The organism is Agromyces bracchium, assembly GCF_009709675.1.
GTDB lineage: Bacteria > Actinomycetota > Actinomycetes > Actinomycetales > Microbacteriaceae > Agromyces > Agromyces bracchium.
Genome location: NZ_WMLB01000018.1, coordinates 76792 through 95025, shown reverse-complemented (window position 1 = coordinate 95025; position 18234 = coordinate 76792). Strand labels below are relative to the sequence as shown.

Genomic DNA, 18234 nt, shown 5'->3' with positions numbered 1-18234 from the left:
TAGCAGTTGTTTTGAGTGATTCAAAACAACTTCGACCACGGCGTCGTGGTTCGCGGCGCACGCCGGGCTGCGCCAAAGCCCGCGCATAGCCTCACGTCGAAGCATGGGGGACAGGGCCGGTGCGCCCGCACCGCCCGAGCCAGCCCGAAGGACCGATCATGACCTCGCAGACCACGACGACGGACGCGGACGAGTCGGCGACGACGCCGGACGCTCCCGCCACCGCCCCGACCGAGCCGCTGTCGCCGACGGCGCAGACGCCTCCCGCGTCGCAGACGCCTCCCCCGTTCCAGCCCGCCTCGCCGGCCCACCCCGCGGCGGCCGCACCGCCCGCCCACGGCGGGCCGGCTCCCGTCTCCGAACCCACGCCGTGGTACCGCCGCGTCTGGGTCGTCGTCGTCGGCGCCCTCGTCGCGGCCCTCGTCTTCTTCGGCGCGGGCTTCGTCGCCGGCAACGCCGCCGCGCTCTTCAACGGCGTGGTGGGCGGCCAGACCGGGGTCCCGGCGGGCCCGGGCTTCGGCGGCGACCGGGACGGCTTCGCCCCGGGAGGCGGCCGACCCGGCTTCGGCGAACCCGGCGAGCGCCCGGGTCTCGAGGACCAGGACGGCGACGCCGACGCCGACTCGGGCACGGCCCAGTCGTTCTGACCCGACTCCCGGGCACGGCGAGGGCCGAGCCGCACGCGGCGGCCCGGCCCTCGTCGTTGCGGCCTACGGAACGGGGATGACCCCGGTGTCCGTCTGGTAGCCGGTGACCGGCGCGTGCGGGATCTCCTCCCAGCGCGCGGGGTCCTCCTGCTGCACCTCGCCGGTCGCCATGCCGGTCAGGAGTTCCTGCAGCGCGAGCACGTTCTGCTTGATCGACTTGCCGCGCGCCTTCTGGCCGAGGCTGCCGTCGCTCGTGTTGCCGCTCGTCTCGAAGAAGATGGCCGGGTTGCTGTGCCCCTCGGGGTTCAGCCCGTCGTGGTCGAGGCCGAGCATCATCGCCGAGACGACCCCGCCCTTGATGTCGATCTCGAGGCTGCCGCCGACCTGGTAGCGGTCCATGTTGACGTACCCGTACTTCGCGAGCTCGTCGTAGACGTGCACGTGCATCTGCCGGGTGAGCACGTCGTACGCGCCGCCCTCGACGCCCGGGAGCGTCGGACCGCCGGGCGCGAGCGAGATGCCGAGCGACAGGGTGACGTCGTCGCCCGTGCCGTACTCGCGCTTCAGGCCCTGGTGGTGGATGTCGACCGCGAAGGCCGGGTCGACCATCGTCCAGTACTCGTAGAACGCCTCCGACTCGGCGGCCGCGAACTTGCCCTCGCCCCAGTCGCGGTTCAGGTCGATCCGGGTGTCCGAGCCGTCCTGCAGGATCGTGTGGCGGATGTTCAGCTCCGACCCGTCGGGGTTGTACATCGGGATCACGTGGAAGGTGTACGTGTCGCGCAGCAGCGTCCAGTCGGGCGAGCCGTTGGTGCCGAGCTCCTTGAGGACGGCGAGAAGGGACTCGGTTCCGTAGGGCTCGTTGCCGTGGATGCGGCCCTGCAGCCAGACGGACTCGGGACCGTCGCCGACGGTGGCGACGTAGAGGTCGCGACCCGACTCGGAGGTCGAGACGGCGGTGCCGACCTCGGCGAGTGTCTGGACGTCGACGCCGAAGCGTGCGGTGTCCTCGAGCTTCTGGAGCTCGGCGATGAGGTCGTCGTAGGTCGCGATGCTCGCCGTGCTGGTGTTCCCCTCGGTGGAGGGGAAGTTCGGGTCGGCCACCGCCGGAGCGGCGGCGACGAGTGGTGCGGCCACCGCGAGCGCTGCGGCCGCGGCGAAGGTCGCGGTTCGGGATCGGTGGTGCGTCGGCGTCGGGCCTGTGGACATCGAGTACTCCCCTGTGAGTGCGACGTGCCGGTGAAGGCGGCACGGGCTCCGGGGATCACCCGGAAGAGGCTTTCCCATGAGCGTGCTGTGAGCCTACGGAGGATCGCCTCCGCTCATCAAGGGACACCCGTCCTCGGTTCGCGGCCGGTCCGCACCGATCGTCCGGCGTCCGGCGCTCAGCGCCCGCCCGCCTCCGGCGCGCGGCACCGGCGTCAGCGCGCCCGCTCGTCCGGCTCGGCCGGCCGTTCGGCGCCGCGGTCCTCGTCGGCCCCATCCGCCCCGGCGTCGCCCTCGTCCGCGCGCTGCACCGGGATCGCCTGCGTGAACTCCGACGCCCGCTGCTCGCCGTCCGCCGTCCCGGAGAAGAGCCCGGCGCGCGGCATGGAGCCCGTCGCGGGCCTCGACTCCGGCGCCTCGCCGACCGGTCGATCCGGCTCGGCCGCGGCATCCGTCGCCCCGCGCTGCACGGCGCGCTCGATCGCCTCGGTCCGATCGGCCGGCTCCGCACCGACGAGGACGCGCTGCTGCGGCAGCGCCCCCGCATCCTGCTCCCTGATCCACTCCACGAGGTCCTCGCGCACGAGGCAGCGGAGGTCCCAGAGCGCCGCCGAATCGGCCGCGCTCACGAGCACCCGGACGCGCACGAGCCCGCCCGTGGCCTCGGTGACCTGCAGCACCTTCGTGCGCCCATCGAAGAGCTCCTCGCCCTCGAGGATCCGGTCGAGCTCCTCGCGCATCGCGTCGGTCGAGATGCGCCAGTCGACGTCGAGCTCGACGGAGCCGATCAGCGCGCTGCCGTACTTGGTCCAGTTCTGGAACGGCTTGGTCGTGAAGTACGTGCAGGGCAGCACCACGGTCCGCTCGTCCCAGGTGACGACCACGACGTAGGTGAGCGTGATCTCGCGGATACGGCCCCACTCGCCCTCGACGACCACGACGTCGTCGACGCGGATCGCCTCGCTGAACGCGATCTGGATGCCGGCGAACATGTTCGCGAGCACCGACTGCGCCGCGAGGCCGGCGACGATCGAGGCGATTCCGGCGGAGGCGAGCACGCTGGCACCCACGGCACGCACGCCGGGGAAGGTGAGCAGGATGGCGCCCACCGCGAGGATCACGATGACGACGACCACGAGTCGGCGCACGATCTGGAACTGCGTGTGCACGCGGCGCGCGACCCGGTTGTCGGCGACATCCATGCGGTACCGGCTCACGCCCAGGTCGGCGAGGAACAGGAACAGTTGCGCGACGAGCCACGCGCCCGCCGCGATCATGCCGATGAGGAACGCGTGGTCGACCGGCGGCCGCCAACCCGCATCGGGGAACGCCAGAGCGATCGCGATCCACGTGCCGCCGACGAGCAGCACGGTGCGGAACGGCCACCTGGCGCGACGGATCAGGATGCCCGCCCAGTCGCGACGGCGCGCGACGGCGCGCACGATGATCGAGGCGATCGCCGAGATCACGAAGGTCGCGACGATCGCGATGACGAGCGCGATCGCGAAGACCATCACGGTCTCCCAGGTGGTTGCGTCGGGCACGGGGACTCCCTCCGGTCGGCCGACCAGCGTAGGCAGGGCACCACCGGTCGATGCAAGCCGAGCGGGCGGCTCTCGGGGTCTGCCCAGCGCATGCGGAGGTGACGGCCAGCGCGGCGCGCTCGAGCGGCGACGCGCCGAGGCGCCGAGCCCTCAGTCCGCGTCGCGGGTGGCGATCCAGGCGCGGACCAGCGCCTGCAGCGCGTCGCGCTTCTGCCCGAGCTCGGCGGCGTCCGCGAACTTCGCGACGCGCGAGACATCCCCCTCGCCCTCGAGGAGCCCCTCGGGGTCGGGCAGCTCCGCACCGCGATGGAACATCAGGCTCGCGTGCGCCTTCGCCTTCGGGTAGAACGACGCGATGTTGCCGCGGTACACGAAGGTCGGCGCCTGCCACTTGATGGTCTCGGTCACCCGCTCGTCGGCGTCGAGCACGGCGTCGCGCACCGCCATCACGAGCTCGCGCTGCGGGTTGTCGTAGCGTTCGAACCAGGCGTCCACCGTGGGATCGTGCCGGACCATGCCCGCAGTATCGCACCGGCCGACCCGAGCGACCAGAGGGCGGCGGATGCCTCCGCACGCGCGGGTAGCCTGAACGGATGGCGCTCACCGAGCTCGTCCCCCTCCCCGGCGGCACGTTCCGCATGGGCAGCGACGCCCATTACCCGGAAGAGGCGCCGCAGCACGAGCGTGTCGTCGCACCGTTCGCGATCGAGCGCCACCCGGTCACGAACGCGCAGTTCGCCGAGTTCGTCGCCGCGACCGGCTACGTCACGACCGCCGAGCGCCCCCTCGACCCGGTCGAGTTCGCCGACGTCCCCGAGGCCGAGCGCGCGCCCGGATCCCTCGTCTTCACGCCGACCGAGGGTCCTGTCGACCTGCGCGACTGGCGCCAGTGGTGGCGCTGGGTGCCGGGCGCCGACTGGCGCCATCCGTTCGGCCCCGACTCCGGCATCGACGGCCGGGCCGACCACCCCGTCGTGCACGTCGCCTTCGCGGATGCCACGGCCTACGCCGAATGGGCGGGTCGCCGCCTGCCCACCGAGGCCGAGTGGGAGTTCGCGGCGCGCGGCGGCCTCGACGGCGCCGAGTTCGCGTGGGGCGACGAGCGCACGCCCGACGGCGTCGTCATGGCGAACACCTGGCAGGGCAGCTTCCCGTACCGGAACACCGGCTGGGGCGGCACGTCGCCCGTCGGCGCGTTCCCGCCCAACGGGTTCGGGCTCGTCGACCTCATCGGCAACGTCTGGGAGTGGACCTCGGATCCGTTCACGCCCCGCCATGTTCCCCCCGGTGCGGCATCCGTCGACCGCGGCGAGCGCGCCGACCTGCTCACGGGCACGGCCCCGTCGCGTGCGCTGCACGTGACGAAGGGTGGCTCGCACCTCTGCGCGCCCGAGTACTGCCGGCGGTACCGGCCCGCCGCGCGCTCGTCGCAGGCCGAGGACTCGTCGACGACGCACCTCGGGTTCCGCTGCGCGGCCGACCCCGCCTGAGGCCGCGCCGGCGCGGCCGCCCTCAGCGGTACTCGGGATTCGGGTGGTCCGGCGTGGGCCGGTAGCCCCAGCGCTCGCCCGAGTCCCACTCGTCGCGGACGTTGCCGATCGCGGGGATCCCGCCGGCGTCCTTCAACAGCCGGGCGAGGTGCATGAGGTTGTACGTCATGAAGGTGGTGTTGCGGTTGGTGAAGTCGTTCTCGGGCCCGCCGGAGCCCTCGTCGAGGTAGCTCGGCCCCGGACCGGCCTCGCCGATCCACCCGGCGTCGGCGGCCGGCGGGATCGTGTACCCGATGTGCTGCATCGAGTAGAGCAGGTCCATCGCGCAGTGCTTGATGCCGTCCTCGTTGCCGGTGATGACCACGCCGCCGACCTTGCCGTAGAAGGCGTACTGGCCCTTCGCGTTCCGCTCGCCGCTCATCGCGTACAGCCGTTCGACGAGGCGCTTGGTCACCGACGAGTTGTCGCCGAGCCAGATCGGGCCGCCGATGACGAGGATGTCGGCGTCGCGGACGCTCGGCCAGATCTCGTCGGGCCAGGCATCCGTCGCCCACCCGTGCTCGCGCATGTCGGGGTAGACGCCCGTCGCGACGTCGTGGTCGACGAAGCGGAAGGTCTCGACCGCGACGCCGTGCTGCCGCATCAGGGCGATGCTCGCGTCCATGAGGCCCTGCGTGTTGCTCACCTCGGGTGATCGCTTGAGCGTGCAGTTGACGTACACCGCGCTGAGGTCGCTGAAATCGGGTGCTGCTGCCATGGGGCCGACGGTACTCCTGAGACGAGCGGATGCCACGGGGGTTGCGGTCGGGCGGACCTCGCCCCCTTCCGCGGCCGGCCGCGCCGCCCCGCCACGGCCCGCCCCGCGGGGTCAGTACTGGAGGAGGCTTCGGATCTCGATCCGATCGCCGAGCCGGGCCCGCCCGCCGAGGGCCGGCAGCTCGATCGCGACCGAGACGCCGGCGACGAGCCATCCGGCCCGCTCGATCAGCGCCGCTGCCGCCTCGACCGTGCCGCCCGTTGCGAGCACGTCGTCGATGATGAGCACGCGCGAGCCGGGCGGCAGCTCGCCTTCGTGCACCTCGAACGCGGCCGTGCCGTACTCGAGGTCGTACTCCTCGCGGAGCACCGCACGCGGCAGCTTGCCCGCCTTGCGGATCGGCAGCACGCCCGCGCCGCACAGCGCCGAGGCGGCGCCGGCGAGGAGGAACCCGCGCGCCTCGAGGCCGGCGAGGTGGTCGAACCGGCCGGCGAAGGGCGCCGTCAGCGCCTCCGACAGCGCGTGGAACGCGGGCCCGTCGGCGAAGACCGGGGTCAGGTCGCGGAAGATCACGCCGGGCTCCGGGAAGTCGGGGATGGTCGCGAGCTTCGACTCGACGAGGTCTCGGACCTGCGCTTCGTTCACCGGTTCACCCTACTCTTGCGCGTCCCGGCGGCTCGCGCGCTCAGTGCACCAGCGAGCTCAGCCAGATCACGAGCAGGCCGAGGCTCGCCGTCACGAGCGCGCTGAGCAGGTGCCAGCCGCGGTTGCCGCCGCGACGAGCCGCGACCGCCCAGCCGATGATCGCGAGGACGGCCGTGCCGGCGAACAGCGCGATCCAGTACGCGACGTACTCGTCGAGCCATCCGATCGCCGCCATGCCGAGGAACACGATCGGCACGACCATCGCGAGCACGATGCCCGACGAGTCGACCGCCGAGGTGCGGGCGGCGCGCGCGATCGCCCGCCACCTCGGACGCCCGGACTCCGGGCCCTCCTCGCGCGCGATCGTGCCCGAGTAGACGTGCGCGAGCCAGAACACCCCGGTCGCGCCGAGCGTGAACAGCAGCACGTCGAGGTCGGTGTCGTCGTTCCATCCGACCGCGATCACCGCGCTCACGAGCACGACGCCGTAGATCGACGACTCGCTGCGGTAGGCGCGGAGCATCAGCCCCGCGGTCGCGCGGCCCGCGCGCGTCACGGTGCCGCGTCGCGACGATCCGTGCGCGGCACCCGGCTCCGCAGCGGCCTCCGGGCGCCGTCGCTCCCCCTCATCCCCCATCGCCACACCCTACGCCGTGCCGGTCGCGCCGTGCGAGGCATCCGTCAGCGTCAGGACCTCGCCGGATCAGTCGATCGTTCGATGCCGCCGGTCGGGCCCGTTTGCGAGGATGGTCGGGTGACTTCTCCCGACCCGACCCCGACCTCCCCCGACATCGCGGCAACGGCGTCCGAGGCGCTGCGCGTGCTCGCGCCGCCGGTGACGACGCCCGTGACCTCGGTCGCGCCGGGCCTCACGCCGAAGCGACTGTTCCGCCTCCTCGCGATCGCCGAGGCGATCACCTGGACGATCCTCATCACCGCGCTCATCATGCGCGCGACGCTCGGCCTCGACTGGGCCGTGCTCGTCGGCGGATCCATCCACGGTTTCGTGTTCCTCGCGTACGCGTTCACCGCGGCGCTCGTCGGCGTCAACCAACGCTGGCCGTTCGGGCTCATCGTGCTCGGCGTCGTGTTCGCGATCGTGCCCTACGCCACCATTCCGTTCGAGGTGTGGCTGCTCCGTCGCGGACGGCTCGACGGGCCCTGGCGGCGCGAAGCGACCGACCACCCCGCCGACGCGAACGTGATCAACCGGATGCTGCGCTGGTTCCTCGCACGCCCGCTGCTGCTCACCGTGGCCGCCGTGCTCGGCATCGCCGCCGTCTTCGCGATCCTGCTGCTGATCGGCCCGCCCGGCGGTCGCGAGGCCTGAGCATCTCGCGCCGAGACGCAGCACACGGCGTCCGGACGCCGTCACCGAGCCCGGTGGTCGAGGAGCCGAGCGAGCTCCAACGGGTTCCCCCGCGAGCGCTCGGCGAACTCGGCGACGGTCTCGGGATCGGGCATCCCGCCCAGCCGGTACGTCAGGTAGGCCCGCACAGCCGACTCGTCGAAGGCGGCGAGGGTCATGACGCGAGCGGCACCGTGCCACTCGAGGTCGCGCACGACGGAGGCGATCCGGGCCCCGGCCGGGCCGTCGGGGTCCCGATAGGTCGCGAGCACGAGCACTCGGTCGCCGGCCCCGCCGGCGGCCAGCGACGCGATCAGTCCGACCGTCGCGGTGTCGCCGGCGTGCAGGTCGTCGAACACCAGCAGGACCGGCGCTGCGTTCGCGAGTTCGGCGAGCGCGTCCGAGAACTCGCGGAGCATGCGCTCGAAGCGACCGTCCTCGGGAGCACCCGCGCGATCGCGCAGCCGAACGGCCTCGTCGTCGTCGAGCAGCCCGGGAAGGAGCAGGAGCCACGTCGGCGCGTGCTGCCACAGCACATCACGGGCGCGACGCCCGCCGGGGCCTCGGCACACGGCGTCGAGGGCGTCCAGGAACGGCGAGTACGGCTCGCCGCCGGCGCGATGCCCGACGCATCGGCCGACGCCGACGTACGCGTCTCCCCCCGCCTGCACCTCGTCGGCGAACGCTCGAACGAGCGAGGTGCGGCCGACCCCCGACTCCCCGGCGACGAACCCGACGATCCGGCGACCCGCGTGCACCTCGGCCCACCAGCGGCGAAGCTCGGCCGACTCGGGCTCGCGGCCGAGAAGAAGCCGGCCGACCGATCCTCGTGCGGAGGGCGCCTCCGACACGGCCGCCACGAATCGGTAGCCCCGACGGTGCGCCGTGGCGATGAATCGGGGATGGCGGGAATCGTCGCCGAGGATGCGCCGCAACTCGTTGACGCACACGGCGAGCACGTCGTCGCCCGTCGCCGAGGTGCCCCAGACCGCCTCGAGCAGGTCGCGCTTCGCGACGACCTCGCCTGCGGCATCCACGAGCGTGCGGAGCACGCCCGCGGTCTTCGGCCGGAGGTAGACCTCGACCCGGCCGCGAGCGAGTCGTCCGTCGGTCGGATCGAAGCTCCATCCGGCGAAGTGGCGCGCCTCGGATCGGGCGCCCCGGGTCGCCGTCGCGGTGCCCGCCCCGATGCTCACGCCCGCCCCCGATCCGTGCGGCGCAGCGGCGGCCCGTCGGGACGTCGGCGGCGGCGCACGACGCTGAGTCACCCGCTGTCCAACCGCCTGAAGCCTAATCGAAGAACTCCGTAAGGACACGGAGTCGGAGATAGGTGTCCACTTGCCTCATACGCGCGCGGTGGCCCGACGTGAGCGCGTCGCCCTCTGAAAGGGGACGCTGCCGTGACGTCTCGACCGAGCACGCACAGGACCATCATCGCGGGTGCCGTGACGCTCGCGCTCGTGGCCGGGGCCGGCGCCGTGGCGGCGGAGTTGATGGGCGGTTCCGGTCCCGGCGACGACGGGCAGGTGCTTCCACGCGAGGAGCAGGTCACGCCGGCCGACCTCGGCGACGGCCGCGTCGACTGGCTGCAGTACGCGGATGCGACGGAGGGCCTGTCGCTCGTCGGCGCGCCCGAACCGTCGAGCGACGGCGCTGCGCGGCTCAGTTACCCCCTCGTCATCCCCGAGGGCCGCGGACTCACGCCCGAGCTCTCGCTCGAGTACGACTCGGGAGCGGGTAACGGCTGGGCCGGTCGCGGGTGGGACCTCTCCGTCGGCGAGATCGCCGTCGACACCGCGTTCGGCGTGCCGCACTTCGATCCCGACAGCGAGAGCGAGAGCTACCTGCTCGACGGTGCGATGCTCGTGCCCAACGCGCTGGGCGACAGTTGGGCACCGCGCACGCGCGGCGACCGCGAGGATTTCACCCGGCAGGTCGAGGGCGAGTACGAGCGCATCATCCGGCACGAGGTCGGCAACGGCGGTCCCGACGACTACTTCTGGGAGGTGCGCGACAAGGACGGCGGCGTGCGCTGGTACGGGGGCACGCTCGACGGCGGCGGCCCCGACGGAACGGTGTCCGACGAGACGACGGCCGATCCCGACGACCGGATCGCGGTGGAGCCCCGGATCGACCGGAGTGCGATCGTCGACGACGATCCGGCGGGCAACGGCAACCAGGTGCGCTGGCTGCTCTCTGCGCAGCGCGACGTCGGGGTGAACACCATGACGTACGGCTACCGGACGCTGAAGTACAAGTGGGACGGGAAATGGGTGCGCGACGACGCCTGCGTCGCGTCCGAGACCGTGCTCTGCGCGCAGCACACCTACCTCGACACCATCTCGTACACGGGCGCCGCGCAGGCGTCCGGCGAACCCGCCGACCCCGCGTACCAGGTGAAGTTCATCCTCGAGACCGACCCCGATCCGGTGGCGCCCGGCACCGACCCGACGCTTCGAGACGACACCGTGCTGGATGCGACGGGGGGCTACCTCGATCTCGTCGCCGAGCGCCTCGCCTACATCGAGGTGCGGTACGGCGACCCCGTCGACAACCCCGACTACGACCCCGACGAGGACGGCGCCTACGCCAATCGGCCGTTCGATCCCGCGCAGCCGGAACTCGGACCGAGCCGCTTCGACCGCACCCACGCCCAGGTCGCCGCAAGGTACCGGCTCGACTACGCCGACGACAGCCCGTTCGGCACCTCGCTGCTCGCATCGGTCACGCAGGGCACGGACCCCGCGGCATCCGCGACCCACACCTTCGACTACCACGACACGGTCACCGACGGCGCCGGCACGTATGCGGGCTTCGACACGACGGAGCAGACGTGGGACACGGGCGAGGACGTCGAGTCGCGCGAGATGCTCACCGCCGACTCGGATGGCAGCGCGCTGGGGATGTCGACCTCGAACTCGGCCGAGGGGCATGCCTACATCGGGTTCAACCCGACGATCCCGCAGAAGGTCGGCTCGTTCGGCGGTTCCTTCCAGGTCGGCGGCGGACGGACCGAGGCGATCGGCGAGTGGCTCGACCTCGACGGAGACGGGCTGCCGGACAAGGTGTTCCGGACCGACACGAACCAGGACGGCCTGCTCGACGCGGTGAAGTTCCGGCTGAACGCGAGCGGACCGGACGGCGGCACGATCTTCGGGCCGGCGTCGACGGAGAAGATCTCCGGGCTCGACACCCTCTCGGGCGAGAGCGAGCTCTCGTTCCAGCTCTCGGGCGAGGCGTACCCCATCGTCACCGTCGCACTGGGCATCGGCGTGTCGGTCGCCTGGAGCGACTCGTACTTCATGGACGTGAACGCCGACGGCCTTCCGGACTTCGTCGCCGGGGCGAAGGTGCTCTTCAACCGGCTCGAGAACGGCGTGCCGACGTTCAAGGAGGGCAGCGGCGGCACCGAGGTGCCGATCATCGACGGAGAGACGCCGACGTCCGTCGATCCGGAGATCCAGGCGATCCGCGACCGGCTGGCCGCCCAGTCCCCGCTCGTCGACACGGTGCGCCGGTGGATCGCACCGTTCGACGGCACCATCGACATCGACGCCGTCGCGACGCTCGTGGGCACCTCGGTCGACGGCGTGCGCGTCTCGATCGAGCACGCCGACGGCGCGACGAACGCCGACGTGGTGGATCCGGTGACCCTGGCGATCGGGCAGTCCGCCTTCACGTCCACGATCGAGGACGAGGAGGTGTCGGCCGGCGACCGCCTCTACTTCCGCGTGCACTCGATCGACGACGGCGTCGGCGATGAGGTGACGTGGGCGCCCGCCATCCGCTACACGGCCATCGACGGGTTCGACCTCGCCGACGTGCCGCTCGACGTCAACGGCCTCTCGCAGGTCGAGTTCGATTCGGTCGACGACTTCACGCTCAGCGGACGGCCCGGCACCGCGGTCGGCATGCCGCTCCGCGGCGAGGTGCGCTTCAGCGCCACGATCGAGAAGACCGCGGAGACCACCGACGAACTCGAGCTGCAGCTCCAGCGCGCCCGGGTGGTCTCGCTGGACACGATCGACACGTTCGACGTGGACGGCTTCGAGGTCACCCGGACACCCGACGGCGGTGCGGCGACGACCACGACCGAGGACGACGTCGTGATCGCTGCGGACTTCGTCGGCACCGTCGAGGTCGAGGCGGACTTCGACGTCCAGACGCCGGGACTGCCCTCGGCCTCGAACCCCCAGGCCGGCCCCGACCGGGTCGCCGCCTGGCTCGACGTCGACTCGCCGATCGACATCCACGCCATCGCGTGGCAGCCCACGCTCGACTACCTCTCGGCGTTCGACCGCGACGGTGCGCCGGTCAACACCGCACAGGCCTCCGTCGAACTCGCGCCGGAGATCGACCACTACCCCGAGAACGACGGCGGGGTCTCGGAGCCGTGGACGCCCGACGAGTCGGGGTCGGTCGACGCGCTCGTGAAGCTCGAGCCGACGGGCGAAGAGGTACCCGACGAGCACGCGTGGGGCGACGCGGTGCTGACGATCAAGTCGGCAGACGGACTCGTCGCCAAGGGGTCCTTCAGCCTCGACCCGGCGCCCGGCGAGGATCCGGACACGAATCCCGACGCCGCCCTCACCGAAGCGGCCCTCGAACTCGACGCCGAGCTCGAGGAGGACGAGGAGTACTGGATCGACCTCACGTTCGCCAGCACCGCCGACGTCGGGCTCGTCGAGCTCGAGCAGGTCGACCTGCAACCGTCCGAGTCCGACGACGACCTCGCGGTGACCGACGCACCCGTGACCGTGCACTGGACCGGTGCGCAGGGATACTTCGCCCTGCCGTACCGCGGCTGGGCCGCGGCGGGGTACACCGCGGCGGGCGCCCGCGCGACCACTCCGATCGTCGAAGCGGGATTCGTGCTCGACGCCGACACGGTGCAGGCCCCGACCGGGCTGAATGGACCGCAGAACGTCGGCGACGTCGAGGCGCAGGAGGCCGAGCCCGACCCGGCGCACGCCTACCTCGCCGTCGTCGAACCTCCCGTGCTCGGCTGCCAGCCGGTCGCCGGGTCGGCGGTCGCGACCTGCCCGCCGGCCCCGCTCGGCGGCGCGCAGTGGCAGGGCCCGCGCGTCAACCTCACGGCAGGCCCGGAGCGGATGCGTTCCTCGCGGCTCGGTGCGGACAGCATCGCCATCGCCGCGAGCGCCACCGGCTCGGGCGGCGGCGGCTCGCAGCCGGGCAGCGGCACGCTCGGTGCGCTCATGACCCGGCTGAGCGTGGCGGGCCCGTCGGTCTCGATCGCGGCGAGCCTCGGTCCGCTCGGCGGCTCGGTCGGCACCGGCCCGAGCTTCGGCTACCAGGATTACCAGGACATGAACGGCGACGGGTTCCCCGACTCGATCCGACGCAACACCATCCAGTACACCGGACCGCGCGGAGGGCTGCTCCCGGAGACGAAGATCCCGGCCCCCCTGGCGCAGTACACGAGCCAGAACTTCACCGTCAGCTCCCAGCTCGGGTTCTCGGCGGGCCTGCTCGACGTCAAGCCGAACAGCTCGGGGAACACCAACGCGACCAAGAACAACGGCTCCAGCGGCACGGGGACGAAGTCGTCCTCGGCGACCAGCGGCCAGCAGGCGAACGCGAGCGACTCGGGGCTCGGCGGCAGCTTCGGCATCGACTTCGGCGGGAGCGCGAACTTCAGCTGGACCAACCCGAACGAGTCCGAGGCGCACGACCCCGACGGTCCCGCTGCGAAGGTCGGCGACGACGTCACGAAGATCGGCGAGAAGGGCGGCCAGAAGGACCCGCCGATCCTCGAGCAGCAGTTCGCCGACATGAACGGCGACGGGCTGCCCGACCGGGTCGTCGCGAACGCCCAGGGCGTGCTCGTGAACTACAACCTCGGCTACGGCTTCGCGCCCGCGGCGGTGCAGATCGCCACCGGCGGGTTCGAGACCCAGACCTCGAGCGGCGCCTCGTCCACCCTCGGGTTCTCCACGCCCAAGGGCGAATTCTCGGGCGGGCTGGCCCTGAACTGGGACTGGGACCGCACCCAGTACGCGTGGATCGACGTGAACGGCGACGGCATCCTCGACAAGCTGCACCAGCTCGGCACCACCGGCAGCCCGACGGTCCAGTACGGCAACGGCTCGGGCTTCAGCGTCGACACGGCGGAACCGTACGGCGACTTCGTCGACGCATCCGACATCGCCGGCGTCTCGCAGGGCCAGCAGGTGACGTTCGACCGCAGCGACAGCGTCGGCGGCGGGTTCGACTTCACGCTCTACATCGGGCCGCTGTGCCTGCCGGCGCCGGTCTGCTTCCTCGTCATCAACCCGGGCGCGTCCTACCAGAACTCGCTCAGCGCGAGCGAGGTGACCCTCGAGGACATCGACGGCGACGGCTTCCCCGACTCCCTCCGGTCGACCGACGACGACGAGGTCACGGTCCGGCTCAACCGGCACGGCGAGACGAACCTGCTCGCCGCGGTGCACAATCCGATCGGCGGCACGATCGAGATCGACTACGGCCGGGAGGGCAACGAGCGCGACCACGCCGATTCGGTGTTCACCATGTCCGCCGTGCGCCTCGATGACGGTCGTCCCGACGCCGACGCGAACGACCTCGCGTTCTCCTACGAGTACGAGGAGCCGAACTTCGACCGCCTGTTCCGGCAGCCGCTCGGCTTCGCCGAGGTCGTCGAGAACGAACTCGACGCGACGGACGGCTCGACGCAGCGCTCGACCGTTCGCACCTACCTCAACGACGACGTGTTCGTCGCCGGCCTGCAGACCTCCGAGACGGTGCAGGATGCCGCGGGCACTCCGCTTCGCAGCACCCTGCAGGAGTGGCGCTTCCGCGACGTCCGCGACGTGCCGGGCGACTTCTCGCCCGTCGACGCGGTGGACCCGAAGGCCGCGAGCGACCTCGGCGCCCTCACGGGCACGGGCGCGCTCGGCCGGTCCATCGCCGCGCTGATGGTCGAGAGCGAATCGCGCTTCCACGACGGCGCCGGCGTCGTGCGGCAGGAGACGCGCACCGACTACGTCTACGACGGCTACGGTGACGCGCTCCGCACGCACGACCACGGCGAGCTCGAGGATCCCGACGACGACCTGGTGACCGAGATCACCTGGTCGGACTGCGGCATCTCGTCCTCCATGGACCCGCAGTGCCCGCCGCAACCGGATCGCCCCTCGCCGCTCTGGTCGGCGGACGCCTGCCCGACGTGGGTGCACACCCCGGCGATCCTCACCGAGCACAACGGGAAGTCGGGCTTCGATCGCATCGAGTACCGGGAGGTCGACGGTTCGCTCGACCTCTGCAACAACCAGTCGGTCACGCGCCTCGTCGAATCGACGGACGGCTCCGGCGCCGTCGCGATCACCGAGCTGCAGTACGACCCGTGGGGCAGCTACGACCGGATCGTCAACCCCGAGGATGCGAACGGGATCCGCTACGCCGTCGAGTACGTCTGGGACGAGGATCGCCATTCGGACATCGCGCAGACGACCGAATTCGACTTCACCGACGACGAGGCCCAGGTCTTCCTCGACTACGAGGACGACACGACGCCCGTCGCCGAGCGCGAGGGCCTCACGAGCACCGCGACCTTCGACCCGATCGCCGGCAAGGTGCGCACCCGCACCGACGGCGGCGGACTCGTGACCGGATACGCGTACGACTCGCTCGCGCGGCTCATCCGGATCGACAACCCGAAGGCATGCGGCGTGGTCGAGTTCACCTACGCGCCGAACGCCGCCGGGTACTCGTACGGCACCGCCGCGCACCTCGACGACCCGTCCGCACCGAAGCCCGACCGCAGCCAGGCGGACCCGTGCGCACCACCGACCCCGGCGCCGCCGAAGCCCGCGTCGATCGACACGGTGCAGTTCGTCGACGGCCTGGGCCGCGTCATCCAGACCAAGCGCGATGCGCGGGTGACGGATGCCTCGGGGCAGGCGGTCGAGACCCGGATCGTGAGCGGACGCATCGTGGCCGACCCGCTCGGACGCACGGCGGAGGAGTACCGATCGACGGTCGACACCGCGGCATCCGCCACCGAGTTCGAGGACGGCGCGCCCGCGACGCCGAAGACCACGACGGAGTGGGACCTGCTCGACCGGGAGACCCTGCGCGTCGAGCCGTCGCTGACGAAGCCCGGCGGCCGCGACACGGCCACCGCCTACGGGTTCGACGTCGTCGACGGGATCACGGTCATGACGGCCACCGAGAGCGACCCGCGCGACCGGGTCGGCACGGGGTGGATCGACGTGCGGGGCAACGTCCGGGCCTTCGAGGACGACCCGGCCGACGAGGACGCCCGGACGACGTCGTACGAGTACGACGGGACCGGCCTGCTGATCGAGGTCGTCGACTACGCCGGCCGCACGACGACGCACGCGTACGACCTGCTCGGCCAGCGCACGGCCACCACGACGCCCGACGGCGGTCTCGTCGAGTACGGCTACGACCCGGCCGGGCGGCTCTCCACCGAGCTCACGCCAAACCTGCGCGAGGCGGGCGACGAGCCGACGCGGTACGGCTACGAGCTCGACCGGCTCGTGTCGGTCGACTACGCCGAGGGCACGCCGTCGATCCGCTACGAGTACGGCGACGCCGCCGACGGCGGCGGAGCCGGGCGCGTCGTGGGCATCGACGACGGCGCGCGCATCCTCACGCGCGTCTACGACGAGCTCGGGGAACCCGCGATCGAGACCGCCGAGATGAAGCTGCACAACTGGGAGCCGGACGTCGCGGATCCCGAGCGCTTCCAATGGACGACGCGCTTCACGCGCGACCCGCTCGGACGGCTCACGACCGTCACCCTGCCCGACGAGGAGGTCCTGCACTTCGGGTACGACTCCGGCGGACTCGCGCAATCGGTGCACGGACTGGAGCAGGGGCTCGAGCGCGAGCTCGTGGGCGTCGACGCGTCCGGCGAGCCGATCTACGTGGACCGTGCCGTCACGCGCCGCTACGACTACGTGCTCGACCGGGGCTACGACGAGTTGCTGCGGCCGACCGCGACCGCCCTCGGCAACGGAGTGGAGACCGACTGGACGTACGAGGAGGACACCACCTGGTTGAAGGCGGTCCGAACGGTGTCGCCGAACCGCAACGTGGGGAGCCAGGGCTCCGCGTACCAGGAGGTGCAGGACCTGCGATACACCTACGACCTCGTCGGCAACCCGAAGACCTACCGGAACGACCTTCCGGCCGACGTGTCGAACCTCTTCGGAGGGCTGGTCACCCAGACCTACCACTACGACGGCTACGACCGGCTCGACTTCGCCTCGGGCGACTGGACGCAGGCGCCGAAGCAGAACCACCGGTACACGTTCGACCTCGAGTACGACGACGACGGCAACGTCGAGTCGAAGACGCAGGTGCACACGGTCAACGGCAAGCGGCAGAAGGAGACCTCGTACTCGTTCGATCGCACGTATGCCGCCGATCGCCCGCACCAGGTCGCGACGCAGGGCGGCGACCGGTTCCACTACGACGCCGACGGCAACCTCACCGGCATCTCGGACTCCCGCGACCGGTGGGTGCGGCAGATCACGTGGAACGCGGCCGACCGGATGACCGAGGTGATCGACGGGAACACCTCCACGGAGTACCGCTACGACGACGCGGGACGGCTCGCCATCGAACGCGGGCCGAACGGCGAGACGGCGTTCATCAACGAGTGGGCGACCGTGCGCAACGGCAACGAGCTCGTCAAGCACGTCTGGCTCGACGACGAGCGGGTCGTCAGCCAGCGCGACCCGGGCGACGACCCGTACGAGGAGGAGACGCAGCGGTACTGGCTCCACACCGACCTGCAGGGCAGCACCAACCTGCTCACCGACGCGAACGGCGACACGTTCCAGCACCACGAGTACTTCCCGACGGGCGAGGTCTGGGTCGACGAGTCGAGCAACGTCTACCGGACGCCGTACCAGTACGGCGGCGGGTACACCGACGAACGCCGCGACCTCATCGCGTTCGGCCAGCGCTGGTACGACCAGCGGCGCGAGCTGTTCACCGCGCCCGATCCGGTGCTCGTCGACGATCCAGAGGCGATCGTCGGCCAACCCGACCTCCGAGCGGCGTACACGTACGCGGGTGCGAACGCCCTCGCCTTCGTCGACCCGGGCGGCGATCGATTCGGCAGCGTGCTGAAGAACGTCGCACGGCCGTTCACGCAGCTGAAGTCCAAGATCGGACAGCTCGTCGCGAAGGTGCAGGCCAGTCGCGCGGCCGCGGTCGCGGCGAAGCCGACCTCGGTCGCGACGCCCGCGAAGGCCGGGGTCACGGCCAAGGCGGGCACCAAGCCGGGTGCGAAGGCCAAGGCCGGGAAACCGCCGACGCAGAACCAGCAGCAGGCGGGCCCGAACAAGCTCAAGGCCAAGCTGTTCACCGCCGATACGGCCGAGTCCGTCGTGCAGAAGGCGAAGCAGAACTTCGGATCCCAGGCGATGCCGGGCTGGTACTCGAAGTACCACGCGAACTACAAGCTCGCCGACAAGGCCGATCCGGGCGCGCTGTTCGAGTACGACGTCAAGACGAAGACGCTCGAGTTCGGCGCCTTCAAGTGGAGGAAGAAGATCAACTGATCCGAGGCGAACGAGGGGCGGATGCCGCGGCATCCGCC

General features: G+C 71.5%; 11 protein-coding genes. 4 read left to right on the top strand and 7 right to left on the bottom strand.

Annotated features, from left to right (window positions below; genetic code table 11):
* Positions 1–158: 158 nt before the first annotated feature.
* On the top strand, positions 159–647 hold the full coding sequence (locus GJ743_RS07185) for a hypothetical protein (RefSeq protein ID WP_155051219.1): 489 nt from the start codon (positions 159–161) through the stop codon (positions 645–647).
* A 63-nt stretch (positions 648–710) separates the two neighbouring features.
* Here the strand turns inward: GJ743_RS07185 and GJ743_RS07180 are convergent, their stop codons facing one another.
* The 3 genes from GJ743_RS07180 to GJ743_RS07170 all read right to left on the bottom strand — a co-directional run bounded on the left by GJ743_RS07180 (position 711) and on the right by GJ743_RS07170 (position 3913).
* On the bottom strand, positions 711–1856 hold the full coding sequence (locus GJ743_RS07180; RefSeq protein ID WP_155051218.1) for a M14 family zinc carboxypeptidase: 1146 nt from the start codon (positions 1854–1856) through the stop codon (positions 711–713).
* 212 nt (positions 1857–2068) lie between these two features.
* Positions 2069–3397 (bottom strand): mechanosensitive ion channel family protein, encoded by a 1329-nt coding sequence (locus GJ743_RS07175; protein ID WP_328288897.1) that lies wholly within the window; start codon positions 3395–3397, stop codon positions 2069–2071.
* 150 nt (positions 3398–3547) lie between these two features.
* Positions 3548–3913 (bottom strand): DUF1801 domain-containing protein, encoded by a 366-nt coding sequence (locus GJ743_RS07170; RefSeq protein WP_155051217.1) that lies wholly within the window; start codon positions 3911–3913, stop codon positions 3548–3550.
* A gap of 77 nt (positions 3914–3990) precedes the next feature.
* Here GJ743_RS07170 and GJ743_RS07165 point away from each other — a divergent pair, with 77 nt between their 5' ends.
* The gene (locus GJ743_RS07165; RefSeq protein ID WP_155051216.1) at positions 3991–4887 is read left to right on the top strand and encodes a formylglycine-generating enzyme family protein; all 897 of its coding nucleotides are present in this window, start codon (positions 3991–3993) and stop codon (positions 4885–4887) included.
* Positions 4888–4909: 22 nt separating this feature from the next.
* Here the strand turns inward: GJ743_RS07165 and GJ743_RS07160 are convergent, their stop codons facing one another.
* From GJ743_RS07160 to GJ743_RS07150, 3 genes are all read right to left on the bottom strand, one after another.
* Positions 4910–5644: a flavodoxin family protein gene (locus tag GJ743_RS07160; RefSeq protein WP_155051215.1), complete on the bottom strand. Its 735-nt coding sequence runs from the start codon at positions 5642–5644 to the stop codon at positions 4910–4912.
* A 111-nt stretch (positions 5645–5755) separates the two neighbouring features.
* Entirely contained in the window at positions 5756–6289 is a 534-nt protein-coding gene (locus tag GJ743_RS07155) for an adenine phosphoribosyltransferase (protein ID WP_328288896.1), read from the bottom strand.
* Between the two features lie 40 nt (positions 6290–6329).
* On the bottom strand, positions 6330–6926 hold the full coding sequence (locus tag GJ743_RS07150) for a hypothetical protein (RefSeq protein WP_155051214.1): 597 nt from the start codon (positions 6924–6926) through the stop codon (positions 6330–6332).
* Between the two features lie 210 nt (positions 6927–7136).
* Here GJ743_RS07150 and GJ743_RS07145 point away from each other — a divergent pair, with 210 nt between their 5' ends.
* A complete protein-coding gene (locus GJ743_RS07145; protein ID WP_328288901.1) occupies positions 7137–7619 on the top strand; it encodes a DUF3817 domain-containing protein in 483 nt (160 codons plus the stop codon).
* Positions 7620–7660: 41 nt separating this feature from the next.
* On the opposite strand, the gene GJ743_RS07140 is transcribed toward GJ743_RS07145, so the two are convergent.
* Complete coding sequence (locus GJ743_RS07140) at positions 7661–8833, bottom strand: AAA family ATPase (protein ID WP_155051212.1); 1173 nt, start codon at positions 8831–8833, stop codon at positions 7661–7663.
* A gap of 204 nt (positions 8834–9037) precedes the next feature.
* Here GJ743_RS07140 and GJ743_RS07135 point away from each other — a divergent pair, with 204 nt between their 5' ends.
* A complete protein-coding gene (locus GJ743_RS07135) occupies positions 9038–18196 on the top strand; it encodes a SpvB/TcaC N-terminal domain-containing protein (RefSeq protein WP_155051211.1) in 9159 nt (3052 codons plus the stop codon).
* Positions 18197–18234 lie beyond the last annotated feature (38 nt).

Excerpts from the sequence above, each read along its gene's own strand:
- GJ743_RS07185 (WP_155051219.1), top strand. The coding sequence starts at position 159 with ATGACCTCGCAGACCACGACGACGGACGCGGACGAGTCGGCGACGACG.
- GJ743_RS07180 (WP_155051218.1), bottom strand. The coding sequence starts at position 1,856 with ATGTCCACAGGCCCGACGCCGACGCACCACCGATCCCGAACCGCGACC.
- GJ743_RS07170 (WP_155051217.1), bottom strand. The coding sequence starts at position 3,913 with ATGGTCCGGCACGATCCCACGGTGGACGCCTGGTTCGAACGCTACGAC.
- GJ743_RS07165 (WP_155051216.1), top strand. The coding sequence starts at position 3,991 with ATGGCGCTCACCGAGCTCGTCCCCCTCCCCGGCGGCACGTTCCGCATG.
- GJ743_RS07160 (WP_155051215.1), bottom strand. The coding sequence starts at position 5,644 with ATGGCAGCAGCACCCGATTTCAGCGACCTCAGCGCGGTGTACGTCAAC.
- GJ743_RS07150 (WP_155051214.1), bottom strand. The coding sequence starts at position 6,926 with ATGGGGGATGAGGGGGAGCGACGGCGCCCGGAGGCCGCTGCGGAGCCG.